Raw genomic sequence first — 17,283 nt, 5'->3', positions numbered from 1 at the left:
TTCTCACCTCTCTAGGTCTATTATAACGGTATATCAATGAATGAGCAAAGCTCATAAAATGTCTTGACGTAAGTTTCTTATTTATATATACTAACTTACACAAAGTAAGTAACGAACGAAAAAAGGAGGACACTGCAGACTTCTTATGCGGATGATATGTTGATAGATGGATAAAGTTGGTGTACGTCATTGGTCTTTTAAATAAAAAATAAACTAGAGGAGAAAATAATGAACAACAAATACGAATTAGGTGCATTTATTTTACGTTTGGTTACCGGTCTTACATTTTTGCTTCACGGTCTCTCAAAATTTCAAGGCGGGATTGAAAATACTGTAGGATTTTTTAGCAGTGTCGGAATTCCGGGCTTTCTCGCCTATATCGTAGCGATTATCGAATTGGCCGGAGGGGCTTTAATGATTCTCGGGCTCGGTACGCGTGTGATTGGCCTTTTATTTGCGATTGTCATGCTGGGGGCCATTTTCACTGTTAAGCTATCCGCCGGATTCATGGGAACGGATGGAGGCGCAGGCTATGAATTTGATGTAGCGCTTCTTGCAATGTCTATATACTTGGGCTTGAGCGGAAGCCGCATGCTGTCTCTTGATGGTTTATTCCGTTCCAAAGGGCAGGAGAAACCAAGGAAAGAAGGAAAAACAGATGACGCAGCAAATCCACCCGGGCACTGAGCTCGGATATGTAAAGCTGAAGGTGAGCCGTCTTGAAAGATCGGTTTCTTTTTACAGGGATGTGATCGGTTTTCAAGTATTAAAACGTGACGGAAAAACGGCGGAGTTCACAGTTGACGGGAAAAATCCGCTTCTGATTATTGAGGAAATTCCAAATGCTGTTGTGCTGCCTGAAAGATCGGCAGCAGGCCTTTATCATTTTGCCATTTTGCTTCCAAATCGAAAGCAGCTCGGCATGGCTGTGAAGCATTTGCTCCGCTCCGGCATTGAACTCGGCCAGGGAGATCACCTTGTCAGCGAGGCGCTTTACTTGTCAGATCCTGATCAAAACGGAATTGAAATCTACCGGGACCGCCCGCGTGAGGGCTGGAAGCGTGATGAACAGGGGAACTACGTAATGGGTACGGAGCCGGTTGATGTCCAAGGTCTTCTTGAAGAAGCCGATGGTCACGAATGGCAAGGTCTTCCCTCTGAAACAAAAATCGGACACGTCCATTTTCATGTCAAGGATTTAAAGCTGGCGAAAGAATTTTACCACTCTGTGCTGGGATTTGATATCACAGGAGATTATCAACACATGTCAGCGCTTTTCGTCTCTGCCGGAGGCTACCATCACCATATCGGCTTAAACATCTGGGCCGGACAACATGCGCCATTTGCTCCACTTAATGCGGCAGGCATGGCATATTACACGGTTCTTCTCCCGAGTCAGGCGGAATTGGACTGCATCGTGAAAAAACTGAAAAGCTCAGGTTATGCCGTTGAGCATCAAGAAAACGCATGGTTTGTTAAAGACCCGGCTTCAGGCATTGATATCAGGTTGACTGCTTGAAAAGGCGAAACTTTAGTTTCGCCTTTTTTTTATGCCATTCAATCAAAGGACAACAATAGCAAAGAATGAGAATAAACAGACATTAATAACAAAGATTCAGGGGCGGCAGCTGTGCTAACATGAATTTGAAAAATTGGAAATGAAACAGGGGTGAAGGTTGATGGCAAAAAGCCTGACTGGCAAGGCGAAACATCCGCCTGTCTGGAATCCGAATGTTGACGGCGGGCGGTTTTGCAATCCCGTTCTTTTCATGGACTACTCAGATCCCGATGTCGTTTGGAAAGGCAGCGACTTTTTTATGGCGGCCTCGAGTTTTTCCTGTTTTCCCGGAATTCCCGTTTTGCACTCGACAGATTTGGTGAATTGGTCTTTGATCAGCCATGTGTTTGACGAGCTCCCCTTCGGCGAATACGAGGCCCCTGCTCACGGCAAAGGAGCATGGGCGCCGAGCATTCGGTACCATAACGGGGAATTCCTGGTGTATTTCGCTACGCCTGATGAGGGAATCTTTATGAGCAAAACATCAGATCCGTTTAAAGGATGGGAGCCTCTCATACACGTCAAAAAGACAAAGGGCTGGATTGATCCTTGTCCATTTTGGGATGACGACGGAAATGCCTATTTGATCCACGCCTATGCCAACAGCAGAATCGGAATCAAGAGCAAGCTGAATCTCTGCCGAATGAAAAAAGACGGAACGGCATTGGAAGACGATGGCGAGATCGTCTTTGACGGTACGCTGAACCACCCTACCATTGAAGGGCCGAAACTGTATAAAAAAGACGGCTATTATTATATCTTTGCCCCGGCCGGAGGGGTGAAGACAGGCTGGCAGACGGTTTTGCGGAGCAAGCAGATTTACGGTCCCTATGAAGATAAGGTTGTCCTCCACCAAGGAAATACAGCGATTAACGGTCCGCACCAGGGAGGCTGGATTGAGCTTGATTCCGAAGAATCATGGTTTATCCACTTTCAAGATCGCGGAGCATTCGGCAGAGTAGTGCACCTTCAACCTGTCCGCTGGATCGACGGCTGGCCGTTGATGGGCGAAGACATAGACGGCGACGGGATCGGCGAACCTGTTTTGCAATGGGAAAAGCCGAAGACAAACGCCAAAGAAGTGAAACAGCCCTTTGACCATGCCAATGATGATTTTTCTTCAGATCGCCTTGCGCTTCATTGGCAATGGGAAGCGAATCCGAAGCAAGACTGGTACTCTCTCAGCGCCACTCCCGGCCGGCTTCGCTTGTACAGCCGCGGCATCCCGCATCCGTTCAAACTGAGCCGTCTGCCGAACCTTCTGATGCAGAAATTTTCGGGCCCAAGCTTTACAGCAACGGTCAAATTGTCGCTAAACGCCTTCTCGGACACTATGCTGGCCGGCTTGGCTGTAATGGGAAGGGAATACGCCTATCTCGGCTTTTCGAAATCGGAAAACGGCTATCGGCTTTCTGTATACAAAGGCCGTATGGAAGGTGAACAGGAAGATGTCAAAACAGAAGAGCACGGTGTACAGGCGGAAACGGTCTATTTGCGCGTGACTGTTGATGAACAGGCGGTGTGCCGTTTCAGCTACAGCATGGATCAGCGTCATTTCACACAGATTGGGGATTCGTTTCAGGCTGTTCCCGGGCGATGGACGGGTGCCAAGGCAGGTGTATATTGCACGGATACCGGAGGAGCAGACGGACAGGACGGCTGGTGCGATATCAATTGGTTCAGGGTCGAACCGGCAGGAGGGGAATGTCATGAATGGTGAACACACATATACGAACCCGGTGTTGACCGGTTTTCACCCAGATCCTTCAATTATCAAAGTCGGGGAAGATTTTTACATGGTGAACTCAACGTTTCAGTATTTCCCGGCAATCGTTATTTCCCACTCTAAAGATTTAGTCCATTGGAAGATCATCGGCCACGGAATTACGGAGAATGACAGATTGGATCTGTCTGATATCAAAGATTCACACGGCATTTGGGCGCCCGATATCTCGTATCATGACGGAACCTTCTACATTTTCGCGACACACAGGCTGAACGGACCGACCGTCATCAACGGACGAGAGCTGATCCGCAGGCAAATCATGATCAAGTCCAGCCGTCCTGAAGGCCCTTATTCAAAGCCCGTTTTCATTGATGAAGGAAGCGGCATCGATCCGTCTCACTTTGTTGATGACGACGGGAAACACTATATGCTGCTCAGTCCTGCTTGCACGCTCTTTCCTTTAAATGACGAGTGCACAGAAGTTTCCGGCGAGCCGGTTCAGATTTGGGAAGGGACCGGCAGAAGGGCGCCTGAAGGGCCGCATGTGCTGAAAAAAGACGGGTATTACTATGCGATATTGGCGGAAGGAGGCACCGGATATTCCCACTCGATCACGATAGCCCGCTCGACGCATTTGTACGGTCCTTATGAGCCCTGCCCGTATAACCCGATATTAACGCAGACAGACCCGGATGCTCCGATTCAAAGAGCGGGGCACGGCAAGCTCGTTGAAACCCAGAATGGAGAATGGTGGGCGGTGTATCTATGCGGGCGGCCCAATGAGGGAAACTATACAACGGTTGGCAGGGAGACCGCTTTGGATCCCGTCGAATGGAAGGATGACGGCTGGTTTGTCATCAACGGCTTGAACGGCCCGAGTCTGATCCAGCGCGCTCCCAACCTTCCTCCGGTCAAATGGGATGAAAAGACTTTCGACGATTTTGACGATGATACGCTCGGTCTTGACTGGCAGTTTGTCAGAAATCCCGACCATTCAGGCTGGTCTTTGACCGAAAGACCGGGATATCTCAGGCTATGGACAGGTGATTGGGATTTACACGACATCCGCGCAAAAAATACGGTCGTCAGAAGGGAAAAGCACCACCAATACAGCGCCGGCGTGAAACTCGACTTTTCACCTGCGGCGTCCGGCGAGCAAGCGGGGATCGTCTGCTACTACAGCACGCATAATTATTTGAAATGCTGTCTGACCTATGAAGAAGGATTAAAGATCAAGGTCATGGAAAATCGCTCCGGCTTCCAAAAAACGCTTGGGGAAAAACATGCCGAAGCCGGCCCGCTGTATTTAAAAGCCGTCATCAATAAGCAAAAGAGGGATTTTTACTACAGTTATGAAGGGAAGCATTGGCATCACGCAGGCGGTACTTATGATGCCCGTTTCTTAAGCGATGAGGGGTCGCGTGACGCAAAAGGACATACAGGAACGATGGTGGGGGTATTCGCCAATAATGGCGGAAGCGGCAGAAAGGCCGTCGCTGATTTTGACTGGTTCCGTTATACCGCATATTAAATGTCTCTGCTTTTTTTCCTGTATTGAAGCGGCGGGATGCCGACGATTTCTTTAAATACTTTATTAAAGTGGCTGATATGCTTAAAACCGGTATCCGCGGCGATGTCCAATATTTTCTCGTCTGTATCACGAAGCCGTTTTTTCGCTTCGCGGATTCTGATATGCCGGATATACTCCTGAAGATGAAAGCCGGTCACTTTTTTAAACACTCTGCTTAAATATGATGGGCTGATATAAAATTGTCCGGCCAGCCCGTTTAATGTCATCGTTTCTTGAAAGCTGCCATTGATATATGAAGCGATTTCCGAGATTTTTTCATCCATCGGGTGAAGCGGCCGTGTTTGATTGCGTCCGCCGCCCGCAAGGCTCCGGTAAATGGTAAAAAGCAGCTGAAACAATAGCGCCCTCACGACATCTTCGTGTCCTTCTTTTTTCAGCTTGCACTCCTTCTTCATCTCCATCAGCAGGTGTTCGACTGCCGCCTGTTCACGGAGGGAAAATGCGATGAAATTTTGATGTTCCGGAAACGGAAGCAGCCGATAATGGCTGCACTCAAGCAATGGTTCAATGAAATTGTGCGAGAAATTAATCAGGATGCGTTCGAACTCTTGAACTTCCGTGCTTGACGTTCGGTGGAGGTCGTGGGGGTTGATGATGATCATCGAGCCTTTTTCCGCGGTATAGACGCTTTGGTTAATAAAATACGTGCGTTCTCCGCTGAGCAGATAATACAGTTCATAGCCTTCATGAACATGCGGCGCGTTCATCTCGGTAAATCCTTTTCTCTGCATATATTGAATCGAAAAAGAATGCTCGGCTATGAAATATTTAGGATGGAGCATGTCGGGCATTCCTCCTTGAAAACGTTTTCTTATCAAGCGGGAGGGATCATATGAAAAAGTTATGTTGCCTGATCTTGATCTTGGTTTTTTCAGCGGGCTGCACGCAGCAAAAGGCGTCAACAGAAGAGGGCGGGGCGCTTGAAATCGATTGGCTCGTACCGCTCCACACGCCGCAGCCTCCGAAGGAGAAGGCGCTTGAGATCATTGAAGACAAAACGAATACAAAGCTGAAGCTCATTTGGGTTCCGGATTCAACAAAAGAAGAGCGGATCAATACAACGCTTGCTGGCGGAAGCATGCCTAAAGTGATGACATTGCCTGATCTTGAAGATTCAGCGGTTGTCAGCGCGCTGCGGTCGGGAATGTTCTGGGAAATCGGTCCGTATTTAAAAGACTATCCGAATTTAAGAACGCTTGATAAAACCATTTTAAAAAATATCTCGGTTGATGGCAAAGTTTACGGGATTTATAGAGAAAGGCCGATGGCCAGACAGGGAGTCGTGATTCGGAAAGATTGGCTCGACAATCTCGGCTTGGAAATGCCGGAAACCGTTGATGACCTTTATAAAATAGCAAAAGCGTTCACAGAACAGGACCCCGATCAAAACGGAAAAGACGATACGATCGGTCTTGCCGACCGCAATGATCTCACCTTCGGAGCGTTTAAAACCTTGGCTTCGTACTTTGGCGCACCGAATGAATGGGGGACCGACGAAGACGAAAATCTGTTTCCTTATTTTAAGCATGAGGCCTATAAAGACACAATGGCATATATGAAAAAGTTTTATGAAGAAGGCCTGATGAACCGGGACTTCGCGGTGACAAGCAAAACGCAGCAGCAGGATTTAGTGATTCAGGGAAAAGCGGGAATCTACATCGGCGCAATGAGCGATGCCATGAACTTGCGTGATCAGGGACTCGCTTTGAATCCCGAATTTCAGCTTGAGATCGCAAACCTGATCAAAGGCCCCGACGGCAAGGAGCGCACATGGGCGCTCGGCGGTCATGGCGGGATGTTCGCCATTTCGAAATCAAGCGTCAAGACTGAAGAAGAGGTCAAAAAAATTCTCGCATTTTTTGACAGAATCGCTGAAGAAGACCTCAACAATTTAATGCTGTATGGAATAGAAGGCGTACACTATGAAAAGAAAGGCGACAGCGGCTATTTTCGAAAACAGGAATACTACCATCTGTGGGAAGCGGAAATTCAGCCGTTAAACCAGCTGATCGGCATCAATAAACAAGCTTTAAAAAGCGCTGAAGATCCACTGCGCGCCAAAAATGAAAAGCTTGAGGAGGACAACCGGGCAATCGCAGTCCAGAATCCGGCCGAACCGCTGTATTCCGCTGCACAGATGGACAGGGGAACAGAATTGAAGAAAATCATCGATGACGCCACATTCAAATTTATTCTCGGGGAAATCAATGAAAAAAGCTTTGACAAGGCAGTCGTAAAATGGGAGAAGCATGGCGGCGGAACGATTATGAAAGAGCTGAATGAAGATCTGAAAAAGGCAAACTAAACAGAAAAACCCTTTCCGTTTTTTCAAAAGGAAAGGGTTTTTCATCATATTTGCTCCAAGTTCATTTTCTTTAAATTCTGCAAAATAAACAATATAATTCCATCAAAGGACGAAAAGGAGGAAGCGATATGCAGACTGCCGTTATATATGCACACCCAAATCCAAACAGTTTCAACGGAGCCATTTTAAATCAAGTCATAAAGGCGCTTGAGGACGGTAAGCATTCTTATGACGTCATTGATTTGTATAGAGACCGGTTTGATCCCGTTCTATTATTTGATGAAAAGAAAAGGCGTTCTGATATGAAGCGCGACCCGGAAACCGCCGAATATCGAAGAATTGTCAAAAACGCCGACCATCTGATTTTCATTTATCCGCTTTGGTGGGGCGGGATGCCGGCGATCATGAAAGGATTTATTGACCGCGTTTTTGTAGCCGGAGAAGCTTATACATATCAAGGAAAGCTGCCAAAAGGCCTGCTGAAGGCGCCTACGGCTTCGGTTTACTACACGGCTGACGCCCCATCATGGTATTTGCGGTTTTGGCGGCGGGATGCCGACTGGGTGACGGTTAAAGATGTGATGTTGAAGTTTTGCGGCGTACGGCGGGTAAGGCGACTGCTGTTTGCCGGTGTGAAAGACAGCTCCGACGGAAAACGAACGCAATGGCTTGACCGTGTCTACCGGTCTATAGCTCCTGCAGATCGGGGGATCAGCGAATGAAAAAGGATCTGAAATGGCTGGATTGGGCGAAGGAAATTCAAGCCATCGCCCAGGCGGGGCTTGCCTATACAAAAGATGACTTTGATCGTGAACGTTTTGAGCGGCTTCGCGAGTTGAGCTGTGAAATTATCGCCGATTATGCGGAAACCGATTTCTCAAAAGTGAAAGAGCTTTTTGCCGGAGAATCGGGCTATCAAACACCTAAAGTCGATGTGAGAGCCGTGATTTTTAAAGATCATAAGCTCCTCCTTGTCCAGGAAAAAGCAGACGGTAAATGGGCGCTGCCAGGCGGATGGGCAGACATCGGCTTTACGCCGAAAGAAATTGCGGTTAAAGAAACGCTTGAAGAGACAGGTTTGAAAGTCAAGGCGCACAAACTTTTGGCGGTCATGGATAAAAAGCGCCACAACCACCCTCCTTCCGCCTTCCACATCTATAAGCTGTTTATTGCCTGTCAAATTGTCGGAGGCAAGGCGGAAGCGGGGATGGAAACGCAAAACCTTGGATTTTTCCCATTGGAGAATCTGCCTGAATTATCGGAAGCAAGGAATACGTATGAACAGATCGAATACCTTTTTGGAAAGCATGATGCAGTGTATTGCGACTAGGGGAGGAACAGACAATGGATCAGTTGAAATATCCGATCGGCACTTTTTCAAAACCGCTTGAAGCGGAAGAAAGGGAACGGAAAAAATGGATCGGGGATCTGAAGCAAGCGCCGCATCTCCTGAGTAGCGCGGTGGCGGGACTAAATGAAGAACAGCTTGATACGCCGTACCGGACCGGAGGCTGGACTGTCCGGCAAGTCGTTCACCATCTTGCCGACAGCCATATGAACGGCTATATTCGAAGCAAATTGGCACTGACTGAGGAGGCGCCTTTGATCCGCACGTTTGACGAACAGAATTGGGCCGGACTTACCGATGCCAGAACGCTCGATCCGGCTTTGTCGCTGGCGCTTTTGAACACGCTGCATCTGCGCTGGACCGCTTTTTTTGAATCTTTAACAGAAGCGGATTTTGAAAAAGCGTACATTTATCCTGACACAGGAGAGGAAATGAAGCTGTATCAAGCGCTCGCTCTCTATGTGTGGCACTCACACCACCATATTGCCCATATTACAGAGCTTCGAAAAAGAATGGGTTGGAACTGAAAAAACGCGCCGCTGCGCGTTTTTTGTTTACCGTTTGTTTTCAGGGGGGATGGTTAACACTAACATAACAGCAGAATCGTTGGTTTTTGCTTTTTCTAGCCGGTAAATTAAGGTAAGATATATGAGTTATCACTCAAAACGTGATGGATTTATCCTGTGATTAGAGAGAAGTGGTTTTTCATGAAAAAAAATGCGCTGGCGATTTTAAGGATTGTAATTCCGGCGGCTGTTCTTTTGTTTGTCTTTTTTCAAGCGAAAAAAGAACTGGCCGGGCTGTCTTTTAAAGCAACATTTTTGATTATCGATCAAATTAATCGGGTTGACCTGTTTATCCTTGTTTTTCTCGGACTTGCCGCCATTTTGGCGATGACATTATACGATTTTGTTCTGGTTCGCTCACTCGGAATGAAGGTTTCGAAATGGAAGACGATCAAGGTGTCCTGGATCGCTAACTCGCTTAACAATGTTCTCGGGTTCGGCGGATTGTCCGGTGCAGGATTGAGAACGATCCTTTACAAAGAGCATGTTGATGATGTGAAGAAGCTGATCAGGGGGATCGCATGGCTTGCGTCTTCGATTCTTCTCGGGCTGTCTGTCCTCTGCCTTCTCGTCCTTGCCGGGATTCTGCCTGCCGGAGATCTGTTTACAGAAAAAGCGTGGGTGCTGCTGGCTGTTACCGGTACGGCGATAATCGCTCCCGGTGCGGCCATCATTTTAATGATCAAAAAGAGGAGAAGCGCAGGAGCCGAAAAAGGCATGCGGCTTTCGGTCTTCTTTTCGTATTTGGGTGCATCTGTGATCGAGTGGTTTGCCGCTGCAGCGGTTATGTATTATTCCCTTGTAACGATGGGGGTCGATTTAGATGCGAAAACCGTTCTCGGCGTTTTTACAATTGCATCTGTAGCCGGAATGATCAGTCTCGTTCCCGGCGGATTCGGTTCGTTCGACCTGCTTTTTTTGGTGGGGATGAGCAAGCTTGGGGTTGATCAGGAAATCACTCTGACGGCGATTGTGCTTTACAGGCTTGCCTATTCGTTTATCCCTTTTGTATTCGGCCTTATTTTTGCAGCAGCCGATTTGACTGGGAATACAATGAAGAAGCTCGAAGAAAAGCCGATTATTGCCCCGGCAATAGAAACGACCAATATTCTGTTGATTTTACACAGAGCGCTGTTATTCAGACTGCTGAACGGTTCGCTTTCAGTCATCGCGTTTTGCAGCGGAGCGATTGTGATCGCATCCGTGGCGCTGCCGATTGACAGGATTACATTGATACCGAATATTCCGAAGTACATGCTGGTGTTTTTTAACGGCTTGTCCCTCAGTTTCGGCTTGATTTTGCTGATCCTGCCGCTGGAGCTTTATCGGAGGACAAAGAGATCTTATTATATGACGCTGACCGCTTTGGTTCTTGCCTTTCTGTTCACGCTTTTTAAAGGTTTTAATATTAGCGCGGTCTTCATGATTCCTGTGGTATTTGTCCTGTTTGTCCTGCTGAGGGGGCAGTTTACAAGGGAGCGGGCTGTCTACACATTTGGGCAAATCGCATGGGGAGCTTTTATCTTTCTCTTTACTTTGCTGAATTACAATATTATCGCTTCAAACATTTGGGAGGCGCTCGGCCATATTCTCGTAAAAGATTATTTCATTCACAGTGAACGCCATGTCGACTTCGCGACGTTTTTTGCATTATTTTTCGTTCCGCTGTATTTCGTTGTTTTCATCTGGACGTTTAACAGGAAAACGAAAGAGGTCGGTGAAGCTCCTGACCCGGAGAAACTGGAGGCATTCTTAAAAGAAAAAGGCGGAAACGCTTTGAGTCATTTGGGTTTTTTAGGTGACAAGCGGTTTTTTTATTCAAGCGACGGGAATGCGCTGATTCAATTCGCCAAAGTCGGCCAGCGTCTCGTTGTGCTCGGCGACCCGTCCGGCCTGGAAGGCTCGTTTCCGCTCGTGATCAAAGAATTTCTTCATACGGCTGACCAAAAAGGGTATCTTGTCATTTTCTATCAGATCGAACGAGAAGACATGGGGCTCTATCATGATTTCGGATACCGTTTTTTCAAGCTTGGAGAAGAGGCGATTGTCGACCTTGACACCTTTACAATCACCGGAAAAAAGCGGGCCGGGTTAAGGGCGATTCACAACCGCTTTGAACGGGAAGGGTATACATTTCATGTCGAACAGCCGCCGTTTTCGGCAGAATTCCTCAACGAGTTGAGGCAGGTATCTGATGAATGGCTCGGCCGAAAAAAAGAAAAAGGCTTTTCGCTCGGGTTTTTTCATGAAGATTATTTGCAGAAAGCGCCGATTGCCGTTTTAAAAAGCGAAGAAGGCGAGATCGTCGCGTTTATGAATATCATGCCGATGTACCGCGAAGGGGAAATATCCATCGATCTGATGCGCTATTCGAAGAAAGCGCCGAAAGGAATCATGGATGCGCTGTTCATCTATTTATTTCAATGGGGAAAAGAACAGGGCTACACGGCCTTCAATATGGGAATGGCCCCTTTATCGAATGTAGGGACATCGTTTCAGTCATTCTGGACGGAGCGATTAGCCGCTGTGATTTTCAACAATGTCAGCTACATGTACAGTTTTAGCGGACTGCGGTCTTTTAAAGAAAAATATAAACCGGTTTGGCGGGGAAAATATTTAGCCTACCGGAAAAACCGATCTCTCCCGGTGACGATGATCCTTGTGACGAGGCTGATCGGAAGGAGAACGAAGTGAGGCCGTTTTTTAAAACGGTCTTTTTTAGATTGCCATTGTAAGAAGCAATGAAAGGCGGTATACTGCAAATGATTGGAAGGAAAGGATCGAACTCGACAAATGGGGGATCAAAATGAAGCAAATTGAAGTATTAAGATATGATGCATTTTCAAAGACGGCGGGTCTGGGAAACCCGGCGGGCATCGTGCTTGAAGCAGACGGATTGACCGATCGTGAAATGCAGAAGATCGCTGAACAGGCAGGCTATAACGAAACGTCTTTCCTGCTGCCGAGCGAGTCGGCCGACATAAGGATCCGCTACTTTACGCCGGGCCATGAAATGAATCTATGCGGACATGCGACTGTTGCTTCACTTTATGCGCTTCTGGAAAAAGGCGCGATCGAAGCCGGGGCGGAGTTGAAGGTCGAAACAAAAGCGGGTGTTCTTTCCGTGTATACCGCTTCTGACGGCAATCAGCGGTTTTTGGTGACGTTGGAGCAGGCGCCACCGAGTTTTCAGTCATTCACAGGAAGCAGAAGCCAACTGGCGGAAGCGCTGGGGATCAGCGAAGCGGACTTTCATGAAGCATTGCCCGTTGTTTACGGCAGCACAGGGATATGGACATTGCTTGTGCCGGTGAGAGATTTGGCCGCAATCCGCAGGATGAAGCCCGTTCAAGCTGAATTCCCCAACATTTTAACCGAAATGCCGCGGGCGTCAGTCCACCCGTTTTGCCTGGAGACGATTCATCGGGATTGCCAGCTTCACGGCAGGCATTTTTCATCGCCTTATTCCGGAACGAGTGAAGATCCTGTCACAGGAACAGCATCAGGAGTGATGGGCGCTTATATGAAAACGTACGGAAAGGAATTCTGTGAAGAGGGCCGGACTGATTTTCTAATCGAACAGGGTCAGGAAATGGGAAAAGACGGAAAAGTGAAAATCGAAGTTGCGGAACAAAACGGCATCATGAAAGTGCGGATGACAGGAACCGCTGTATTTGCTGAAAAGCAGAGCTTCGAGGTGTAAAACAGATACCGCCTTTTTTTAACGAGTGATGATCATTGCAAACGCCAGCGGTAAACATTATAATCAACAATGATAATCATTTTCATTTGAGGGGGCGGCCACATGAACGACACGCTGGAAATTCAAAGTATTCGCGATTGTGTCAGAAATAGAAGAACGATTCGAAAGTTTAAACAGGATCCGGTGCCGAAAGAAGTGGTGCTGGAACTCTTGGAAGATGCGGTTTATGCGCCGAACCACAAGCTGACAGAACCGTGGCGGTTCATTTATATCGGGACGGAAAGCGGGAAAAAGAAGCATGCCGACAATTTAAAAGCGGCGTTTAAAGAGCTCAAGCCGAATATGCAGGAAGAACAAATCAATAAGTTCAGAGAGCATATTCTCAGCGTTCCGGCTTTTCTCTTCGTTATTATGAAAGAAGACGAAAACGAACGGGTCAGAAGAGATGATTTTGCAGCTGTCAGCTGTTTGATCCAGAATCTTCAGCTTCTCGCTTGGGAAAAAGGCATCGGCATGGTATGGAAGAGCGGGGAAGTTCTTTCTCATGAAACATTGCACAGGTTAATGGGGCTGAAGCGCGATGAGCGGGTAGCAGCTCTCTTGCAGATCGGATATCCTGCGGAAATTCCTGAAGCGAAGCACAGGACCCCGGCAGCACAGCTACTGACCGAATTAACTTAAAGAATGAGGCCCGGGAATCCCGGGCCTCGATTATTATTTTGACTGCCGCTTTTCCGCGCGCTTATCAGCCGCCTGCATGCGGGCTTGTGCTTCGCGGTCATCCTGATCGGCGAGTTCCGCAGAATATTCCTCGTATACTCCGTCAGCTTCTCTCTTATACTGATCAGGAACTTGAGGGAGCTTTTGCTTGTTTTTGTCACGGTTTTTGTGGATTGCATTTCTGCCCATATGATCACTCCTCATCAATAATCGGCCGGTCAAGCTTTATTGTTCGCTGATCAGGCTCCCGCTATGCATTACGATTTTTCCCTTGCGGCGCGCTCAGCCCTTTTAAATTCGCGCGAATATCTGACTTCCTGCGTCTTGTTCAGAGAGGATTTAAAATGCTCTCGTTTTTTCTTGTCAGCCATCTTTTCAAGCCTCCTCAAAACCTCAGTTATTCACAGGCTGTCCGTTTCAACGGCATTTATACAAGTTTTAAGCTTCTTTTAACCGGCGGTTTTCCTCTTCGAATGTTCTCATGCTGTACAGCGTGTACATATCTTTCGGAATTTCATACAGGTGAAATGTATCGCTGCCGGCCCAGTCAAGATCAGTCTTGACGGCATAGGGGAGCTTTTCCGCCGCTTTGAGGGAGCGCATATTTGTTTTTCTGATTTTCATAAAAACGGCTTCGATTTGCTTTTCATAAAAAAGCTCGCAAAAAAACGCGTCTTTCGCCCGTTGATTCAAGCCTTTTCCATGATAAGGTTTGCCGAGCCATGTGCCAAGGAAGCCTTTTTGATCTTCGATTTCATACAAGCTGATGCAGCCGACAGGGTTTTCCCATTCATCAAGTATCGTTCGCGATATCAGCTTTCCCTGTTCTTCTTCTTCGATCATGTTTTTGACATGAAACATATACTCTTCAATCGTCTCCGCTTTATTTCTGACAAAAGGGAAGACATCCGGATGGATCATAAGTTCAAAAAGTGCATAGCAGTCGGTCAGTTCCCGTTTCTTCAGCATGGCAGCCCCTCCTTAGTTTGAGGGCGGCTTTTACAGCAGAACGGGACGCATAAATCCACCCTCGGAATTTTTTAATTTGCGGAAACAGTTGTCCGCGTATCTTGCACATCCATTAAAAAATTCGGGGTGGGAATCGAACCCACTAAAACCAGAGACCTGGTGGCGCACCATTTGCCTTCCCTGTATTGTATGCTGCTAAAAAGATACTTACATTTTACGCAGCTGGGAAAGGAAAAGCTACAAGGCTTTTGTTGGGAAAACAGCTTTTATGTCAAAAGGTGTTGCAGGGCATCTTCCAGTTCGGGATATATGAAATGATAGCCGTTCTGAAGCGCTTTTTTCGGGAGGACGCGCTGCCCTTTCAGCACGAGCATGCTCATTTCTCCGAGGATGCCTTTTATTACAAATTCGGGAACCGGGAGCCAGTGGGGGCGCTTTCCTACTTTCGCGACGGTTTGTCCGAAGGTTTCCATCTGAACGGGATTCGGTGCCGTGACATTAACAGGGCCGGACAGCTGAGGCTGCTCAATCGCTGATAATATCATGCCGACGACGTCTTCGATATGAATCCACGGCACCCATTGCTGCCCTGAGCCGACGCGTCCGCCTGCAAACAATTGATAGGGGAACACCATTTTTGGGAGCGCCCCTCCGTCTTTTCCAAGCACCATGCCAAAACGCATCCAGACGGTGCGGATGCCAAGCGCTTCAATTGGTTCGGCTGCTTTTTCCCACGAAGCTGTCGTTCTGCTTAAAAAATCCTCAGCTGAGACGGGGGATTCCTCTGTGAATGTCTGTTCAAGACTCGTTCCGTAAATGCCGACTGCGCTCGCCTGAATGAAGGTGTTCGGCTTCTTCCGAAGACTTTGTATGATGCGGGCCGACTCCTGCACGGAGCGGAGGCGGCTTGCCGCGATTTCCGCCTTCGTTTTTTCATTCCAACGGCCGAAAAGTGATTTTCCGGCTAAATTGATCCAAACATCGATATCGGTCAGCTCTGTTTCAGGGCGGGTGCCGTTTTTTTGCCAGAGAACGTAAGAAGTGTTTTTTTGTTCGGTTTCAGCCGGTTTTCTTGTTAAAATATAGACGTGATGTCCCTGGGCGGTTAAGGCGTTTGTCAAATGCTTGCCGATAAAACCCGTCCCGCCGGAAATCGCAATCTTCATCATGATTCCTCCCTTTCATGATCATTAACCTTATTGTAAAAGAAGAAAACAAAAGAAGGGAGTTATTTATGCCATATATTACAAAGATTTCTGCCCAGAAAAACAATGAAGAACGGGTCAATATTTTTCTGGATGAAAAGTATGCGTTCAGCGTCGACCTGGACGTGCTCGTCAAGTTTGACCTGCGAAAAGGCAAAGAGCTTGATGAGCTTGATATCATTGAGATTCAGTACGGAGACGACGTTAAAAAAGGGTTCAAAAGAGCGCTCGATTATTTGTCATACCGGATGCGCTCGACAAAGGAAGTTAAAGACCATCTCAAGAAAAAAGACGTCGCAGACTCCGCGATCACAGAAATCCTGCATATGCTTAAAGGTTATAAATATTTGGACGACCGCGAATTTGCGGCTGCATATGTCAGCACCCACAGAAAAACGAGCGGCAAAGGCCCCGATGTCCTATTCAGAGAGCTTAAATTGAAAGGGATCGATGATGAACTGATTCAGGAAGCGCTCAGTTCGTTTTCGTTTTCCGATCAGGTCGAGGCCGCGGTCAAGCATGCGGAAAAAGTGCTGAAAAAAGAAAAAAAGCTGTCCTCCAAAGAGACGAAACAGGCCATCGAACAGCACCTTGTCAGAAAGGGGTTCTCCTTCGATGTCATCTCGGCCGCGCTTCAGGAAACGGATTACGAAAACGACGACAGCGCTGAAAGGGAAGCGCTTGAGAAGCAAGGGGAAAAAGCGATGAAGAGGTGCGGTTATGACGGATCATACGAAACGAAAATGAAGGTCAAACAGCATCTGTTCAGAAAAGGCTTTTCAATCGACATGATTGATCAATTTTTAGATGAAAAGGGATGAGAATATGGAGAAAAGATACAGTGAAATGACTGCACACGAACTGCACCAGGAAATCGCGGGTCTGACCGAAAAGGCAAGAAAAGCGGAACAAATGGGGATTGTGAATGAACTGGCCGTCCACGAACGAAAAATCGCGATGGCGAAAGCTTACCTTCTTGATCCGGCCGATTTTAAAGCCGGCAACGTATACGAAATCGAAGATGGGGGCGACGATTTCCATATCCGCTATATAAACGGCGTGTTCGCCTGGGGATACCGTCTTTCGTCACCTGATCATGAAGAGGCTCTGCCGATTTCTTTATTAAAAGAAAAGGGCTAAGCCAAAAGCTTAAACCCTTTTCGCAAATGTTATCTTGTCCGGATGCGCGTGTTGCGCTGGAGAATGATGAGGTCCTGGGTCTGCTGCGTTTCTCCGTTTACCTGCGCGCGCGCATGCTTTGTGTTTGCCCATGGCTGCGGATAGTTTTGCGTTTTCATCTGGTTAAAATCGTTTGTATACGGTTTGCGATTTGCACACAAAAGAAATCACTCCATCCCAGAAAAGTTTAGCGTTTGCCGGAAGCCCTCATTCTTTCTTGCGGATGAGTATTTGTGCTTCCGTCAGGGCGCTTTGAAGCAAAATCATCTTTGGCCCGGGGCTCGCCTTCAAATTTATTGTTGTTCATGTTCGGAAAGCCTCTTGATTTATTTCGCATCTCTTTTAGGCTCCTCCAATCAAGTCCATAATGTTTGCGTCTTCGGTTCGGAAGACGTAAGGTTAGTATATGAAAA

General features: G+C 47.4%; 20 protein-coding genes. 13 read left to right on the top strand and 7 right to left on the bottom strand.

Annotated elements, in window-relative coordinates; genetic code table 11:
• The first annotated feature begins 228 nt into the window (after positions 1-228).
• The 4 genes from M1E06_RS17175 (at position 229) to M1E06_RS17160 (ending at position 4,815) form a co-directional block, all read left to right on the top strand.
• Complete coding sequence (locus tag M1E06_RS17175; protein ID WP_048350624.1) at positions 229-687, top strand: DoxX family protein; 459 nt, start codon at positions 229-231, stop codon at positions 685-687.
• Positions 659-1,519: a VOC family protein gene (locus M1E06_RS17170; protein ID WP_048350623.1), complete on the top strand. Its 861-nt coding sequence runs from the start codon at positions 659-661 to the stop codon at positions 1,517-1,519. Before M1E06_RS17175 ends, M1E06_RS17170 begins: the two co-directional genes overlap by 29 nt.
• A gap of 160 nt (positions 1,520-1,679) precedes the next feature.
• The gene (locus M1E06_RS17165; RefSeq protein WP_048350622.1) at positions 1,680-3,278 is read left to right on the top strand and encodes a glycoside hydrolase family 43 protein; all 1,599 of its coding nucleotides are present in this window, start codon (positions 1,680-1,682) and stop codon (positions 3,276-3,278) included.
• Entirely contained in the window at positions 3,268-4,815 is a 1,548-nt protein-coding gene (locus tag M1E06_RS17160) for a glycoside hydrolase family 43 protein (RefSeq protein ID WP_048350621.1), read from the top strand. Before M1E06_RS17165 ends, M1E06_RS17160 begins: the two co-directional genes overlap by 11 nt.
• On the opposite strand, the gene M1E06_RS17155 is transcribed toward M1E06_RS17160, so the two are convergent.
• Entirely contained in the window at positions 4,812-5,657 is an 846-nt protein-coding gene (locus tag M1E06_RS17155) for a helix-turn-helix transcriptional regulator (protein WP_020450610.1), read from the bottom strand. The two genes, M1E06_RS17160 and M1E06_RS17155, sit on opposite strands and share 4 nt — an antisense overlap.
• A gap of 50 nt (positions 5,658-5,707) precedes the next feature.
• On the opposite strand from M1E06_RS17155, the gene M1E06_RS17150 reads away from it, so the two are divergent.
• From M1E06_RS17150 to M1E06_RS17120, 7 genes are all read left to right on the top strand, one after another.
• Positions 5,708-7,180 carry an extracellular solute-binding protein gene (locus M1E06_RS17150; protein WP_035339176.1) on the top strand — a complete coding sequence of 491 codons (1,473 nt, stop codon included), beginning with the start codon at positions 5,708-5,710 and terminating at the stop codon, positions 7,178-7,180.
• A 128-nt stretch (positions 7,181-7,308) separates the two neighbouring features.
• Positions 7,309-7,902: an NAD(P)H-dependent oxidoreductase gene (locus M1E06_RS17145; RefSeq protein ID WP_026580626.1), complete on the top strand. Its 594-nt coding sequence runs from the start codon at positions 7,309-7,311 to the stop codon at positions 7,900-7,902.
• Positions 7,899-8,510, top strand: coding sequence for an NUDIX hydrolase (locus tag M1E06_RS17140; protein ID WP_048350617.1), 612 nt, complete (start codon positions 7,899-7,901; stop codon positions 8,508-8,510). The genes M1E06_RS17145 and M1E06_RS17140 overlap by 4 nt, the downstream gene beginning before the upstream one ends.
• Before the next feature lie 14 nt (positions 8,511-8,524).
• Positions 8,525-9,055, top strand: a complete 531-nt coding sequence (locus tag M1E06_RS17135) for a YfiT family bacillithiol transferase (RefSeq protein ID WP_020450614.1) — start codon at positions 8,525-8,527, stop codon at positions 9,053-9,055.
• Positions 9,056-9,235: 180 nt separating this feature from the next.
• On the top strand, positions 9,236-11,788 hold the full coding sequence (gene mprF / locus M1E06_RS17130; RefSeq protein WP_025810187.1) for a bifunctional lysylphosphatidylglycerol flippase/synthetase MprF: 2,553 nt from the start codon (positions 9,236-9,238) through the stop codon (positions 11,786-11,788).
• Between the two features lie 112 nt (positions 11,789-11,900).
• Positions 11,901-12,797, top strand: coding sequence for a PhzF family phenazine biosynthesis isomerase (locus tag M1E06_RS17125; RefSeq protein WP_020450616.1), 897 nt, complete (start codon positions 11,901-11,903; stop codon positions 12,795-12,797).
• A 102-nt stretch (positions 12,798-12,899) separates the two neighbouring features.
• The gene (locus M1E06_RS17120; protein WP_020450617.1) at positions 12,900-13,478 is read left to right on the top strand and encodes a nitroreductase family protein; all 579 of its coding nucleotides are present in this window, start codon (positions 12,900-12,902) and stop codon (positions 13,476-13,478) included.
• Positions 13,479-13,511: 33 nt separating this feature from the next.
• On the opposite strand, the gene M1E06_RS17115 is transcribed toward M1E06_RS17120, so the two are convergent.
• The 4 genes from M1E06_RS17115 to M1E06_RS17100 form a co-directional block, all read right to left on the bottom strand.
• Positions 13,512-13,706 carry a YfhD family protein gene (locus tag M1E06_RS17115; RefSeq protein WP_020450618.1) on the bottom strand — a complete coding sequence of 65 codons (195 nt, stop codon included), beginning with the start codon at positions 13,704-13,706 and terminating at the stop codon, positions 13,512-13,514.
• A gap of 68 nt (positions 13,707-13,774) precedes the next feature.
• Positions 13,775-13,888, bottom strand: a complete 114-nt coding sequence (locus M1E06_RS17110) for a YfhE family protein (protein ID WP_023856002.1) — start codon at positions 13,886-13,888, stop codon at positions 13,775-13,777.
• Positions 13,889-13,955: 67 nt separating this feature from the next.
• Positions 13,956-14,486, bottom strand: a complete 531-nt coding sequence (locus M1E06_RS17105) for a GNAT family N-acetyltransferase (protein ID WP_020450619.1) — start codon at positions 14,484-14,486, stop codon at positions 13,956-13,958.
• A 266-nt stretch (positions 14,487-14,752) separates the two neighbouring features.
• Positions 14,753-15,652: a TIGR01777 family oxidoreductase gene (locus M1E06_RS17100; protein WP_048350615.1), complete on the bottom strand. Its 900-nt coding sequence runs from the start codon at positions 15,650-15,652 to the stop codon at positions 14,753-14,755.
• Between the two features lie 68 nt (positions 15,653-15,720).
• Between M1E06_RS17100 and recX the strand changes: the two genes are divergently transcribed.
• Positions 15,721-16,512 carry a recombination regulator RecX gene (recX, locus tag M1E06_RS17095; RefSeq protein WP_048350619.1) on the top strand — a complete coding sequence of 264 codons (792 nt, stop codon included), beginning with the start codon at positions 15,721-15,723 and terminating at the stop codon, positions 16,510-16,512.
• A 4-nt stretch (positions 16,513-16,516) separates the two neighbouring features.
• Positions 16,517-16,831 (top strand): YfhH family protein, encoded by a 315-nt coding sequence (locus M1E06_RS17090; protein WP_025810180.1) that lies wholly within the window; start codon positions 16,517-16,519, stop codon positions 16,829-16,831.
• A gap of 29 nt (positions 16,832-16,860) precedes the next feature.
• Here M1E06_RS17090 and M1E06_RS17085 read toward each other — a convergent pair whose 3' ends face one another.
• Both M1E06_RS17085 and M1E06_RS17080 read right to left on the bottom strand, forming a co-directional pair.
• On the bottom strand, positions 16,861-16,989 hold the full coding sequence (locus tag M1E06_RS17085) for a YpzG family protein (RefSeq protein WP_369878957.1): 129 nt from the start codon (positions 16,987-16,989) through the stop codon (positions 16,861-16,863).
• Positions 16,990-17,057: 68 nt separating this feature from the next.
• Positions 17,058-17,207, bottom strand: a complete 150-nt coding sequence (locus M1E06_RS17080; RefSeq protein WP_003179924.1) for a small, acid-soluble spore protein K — start codon at positions 17,205-17,207, stop codon at positions 17,058-17,060.
• Positions 17,208-17,283 lie beyond the last annotated feature (76 nt).

Source organism: Bacillus sp. AK124, assembly GCF_053903085.1.
The sequence above is the reverse complement of the archived record's forward strand: the minus strand, read 5'-3'. Positions and strand labels throughout refer to the sequence as shown.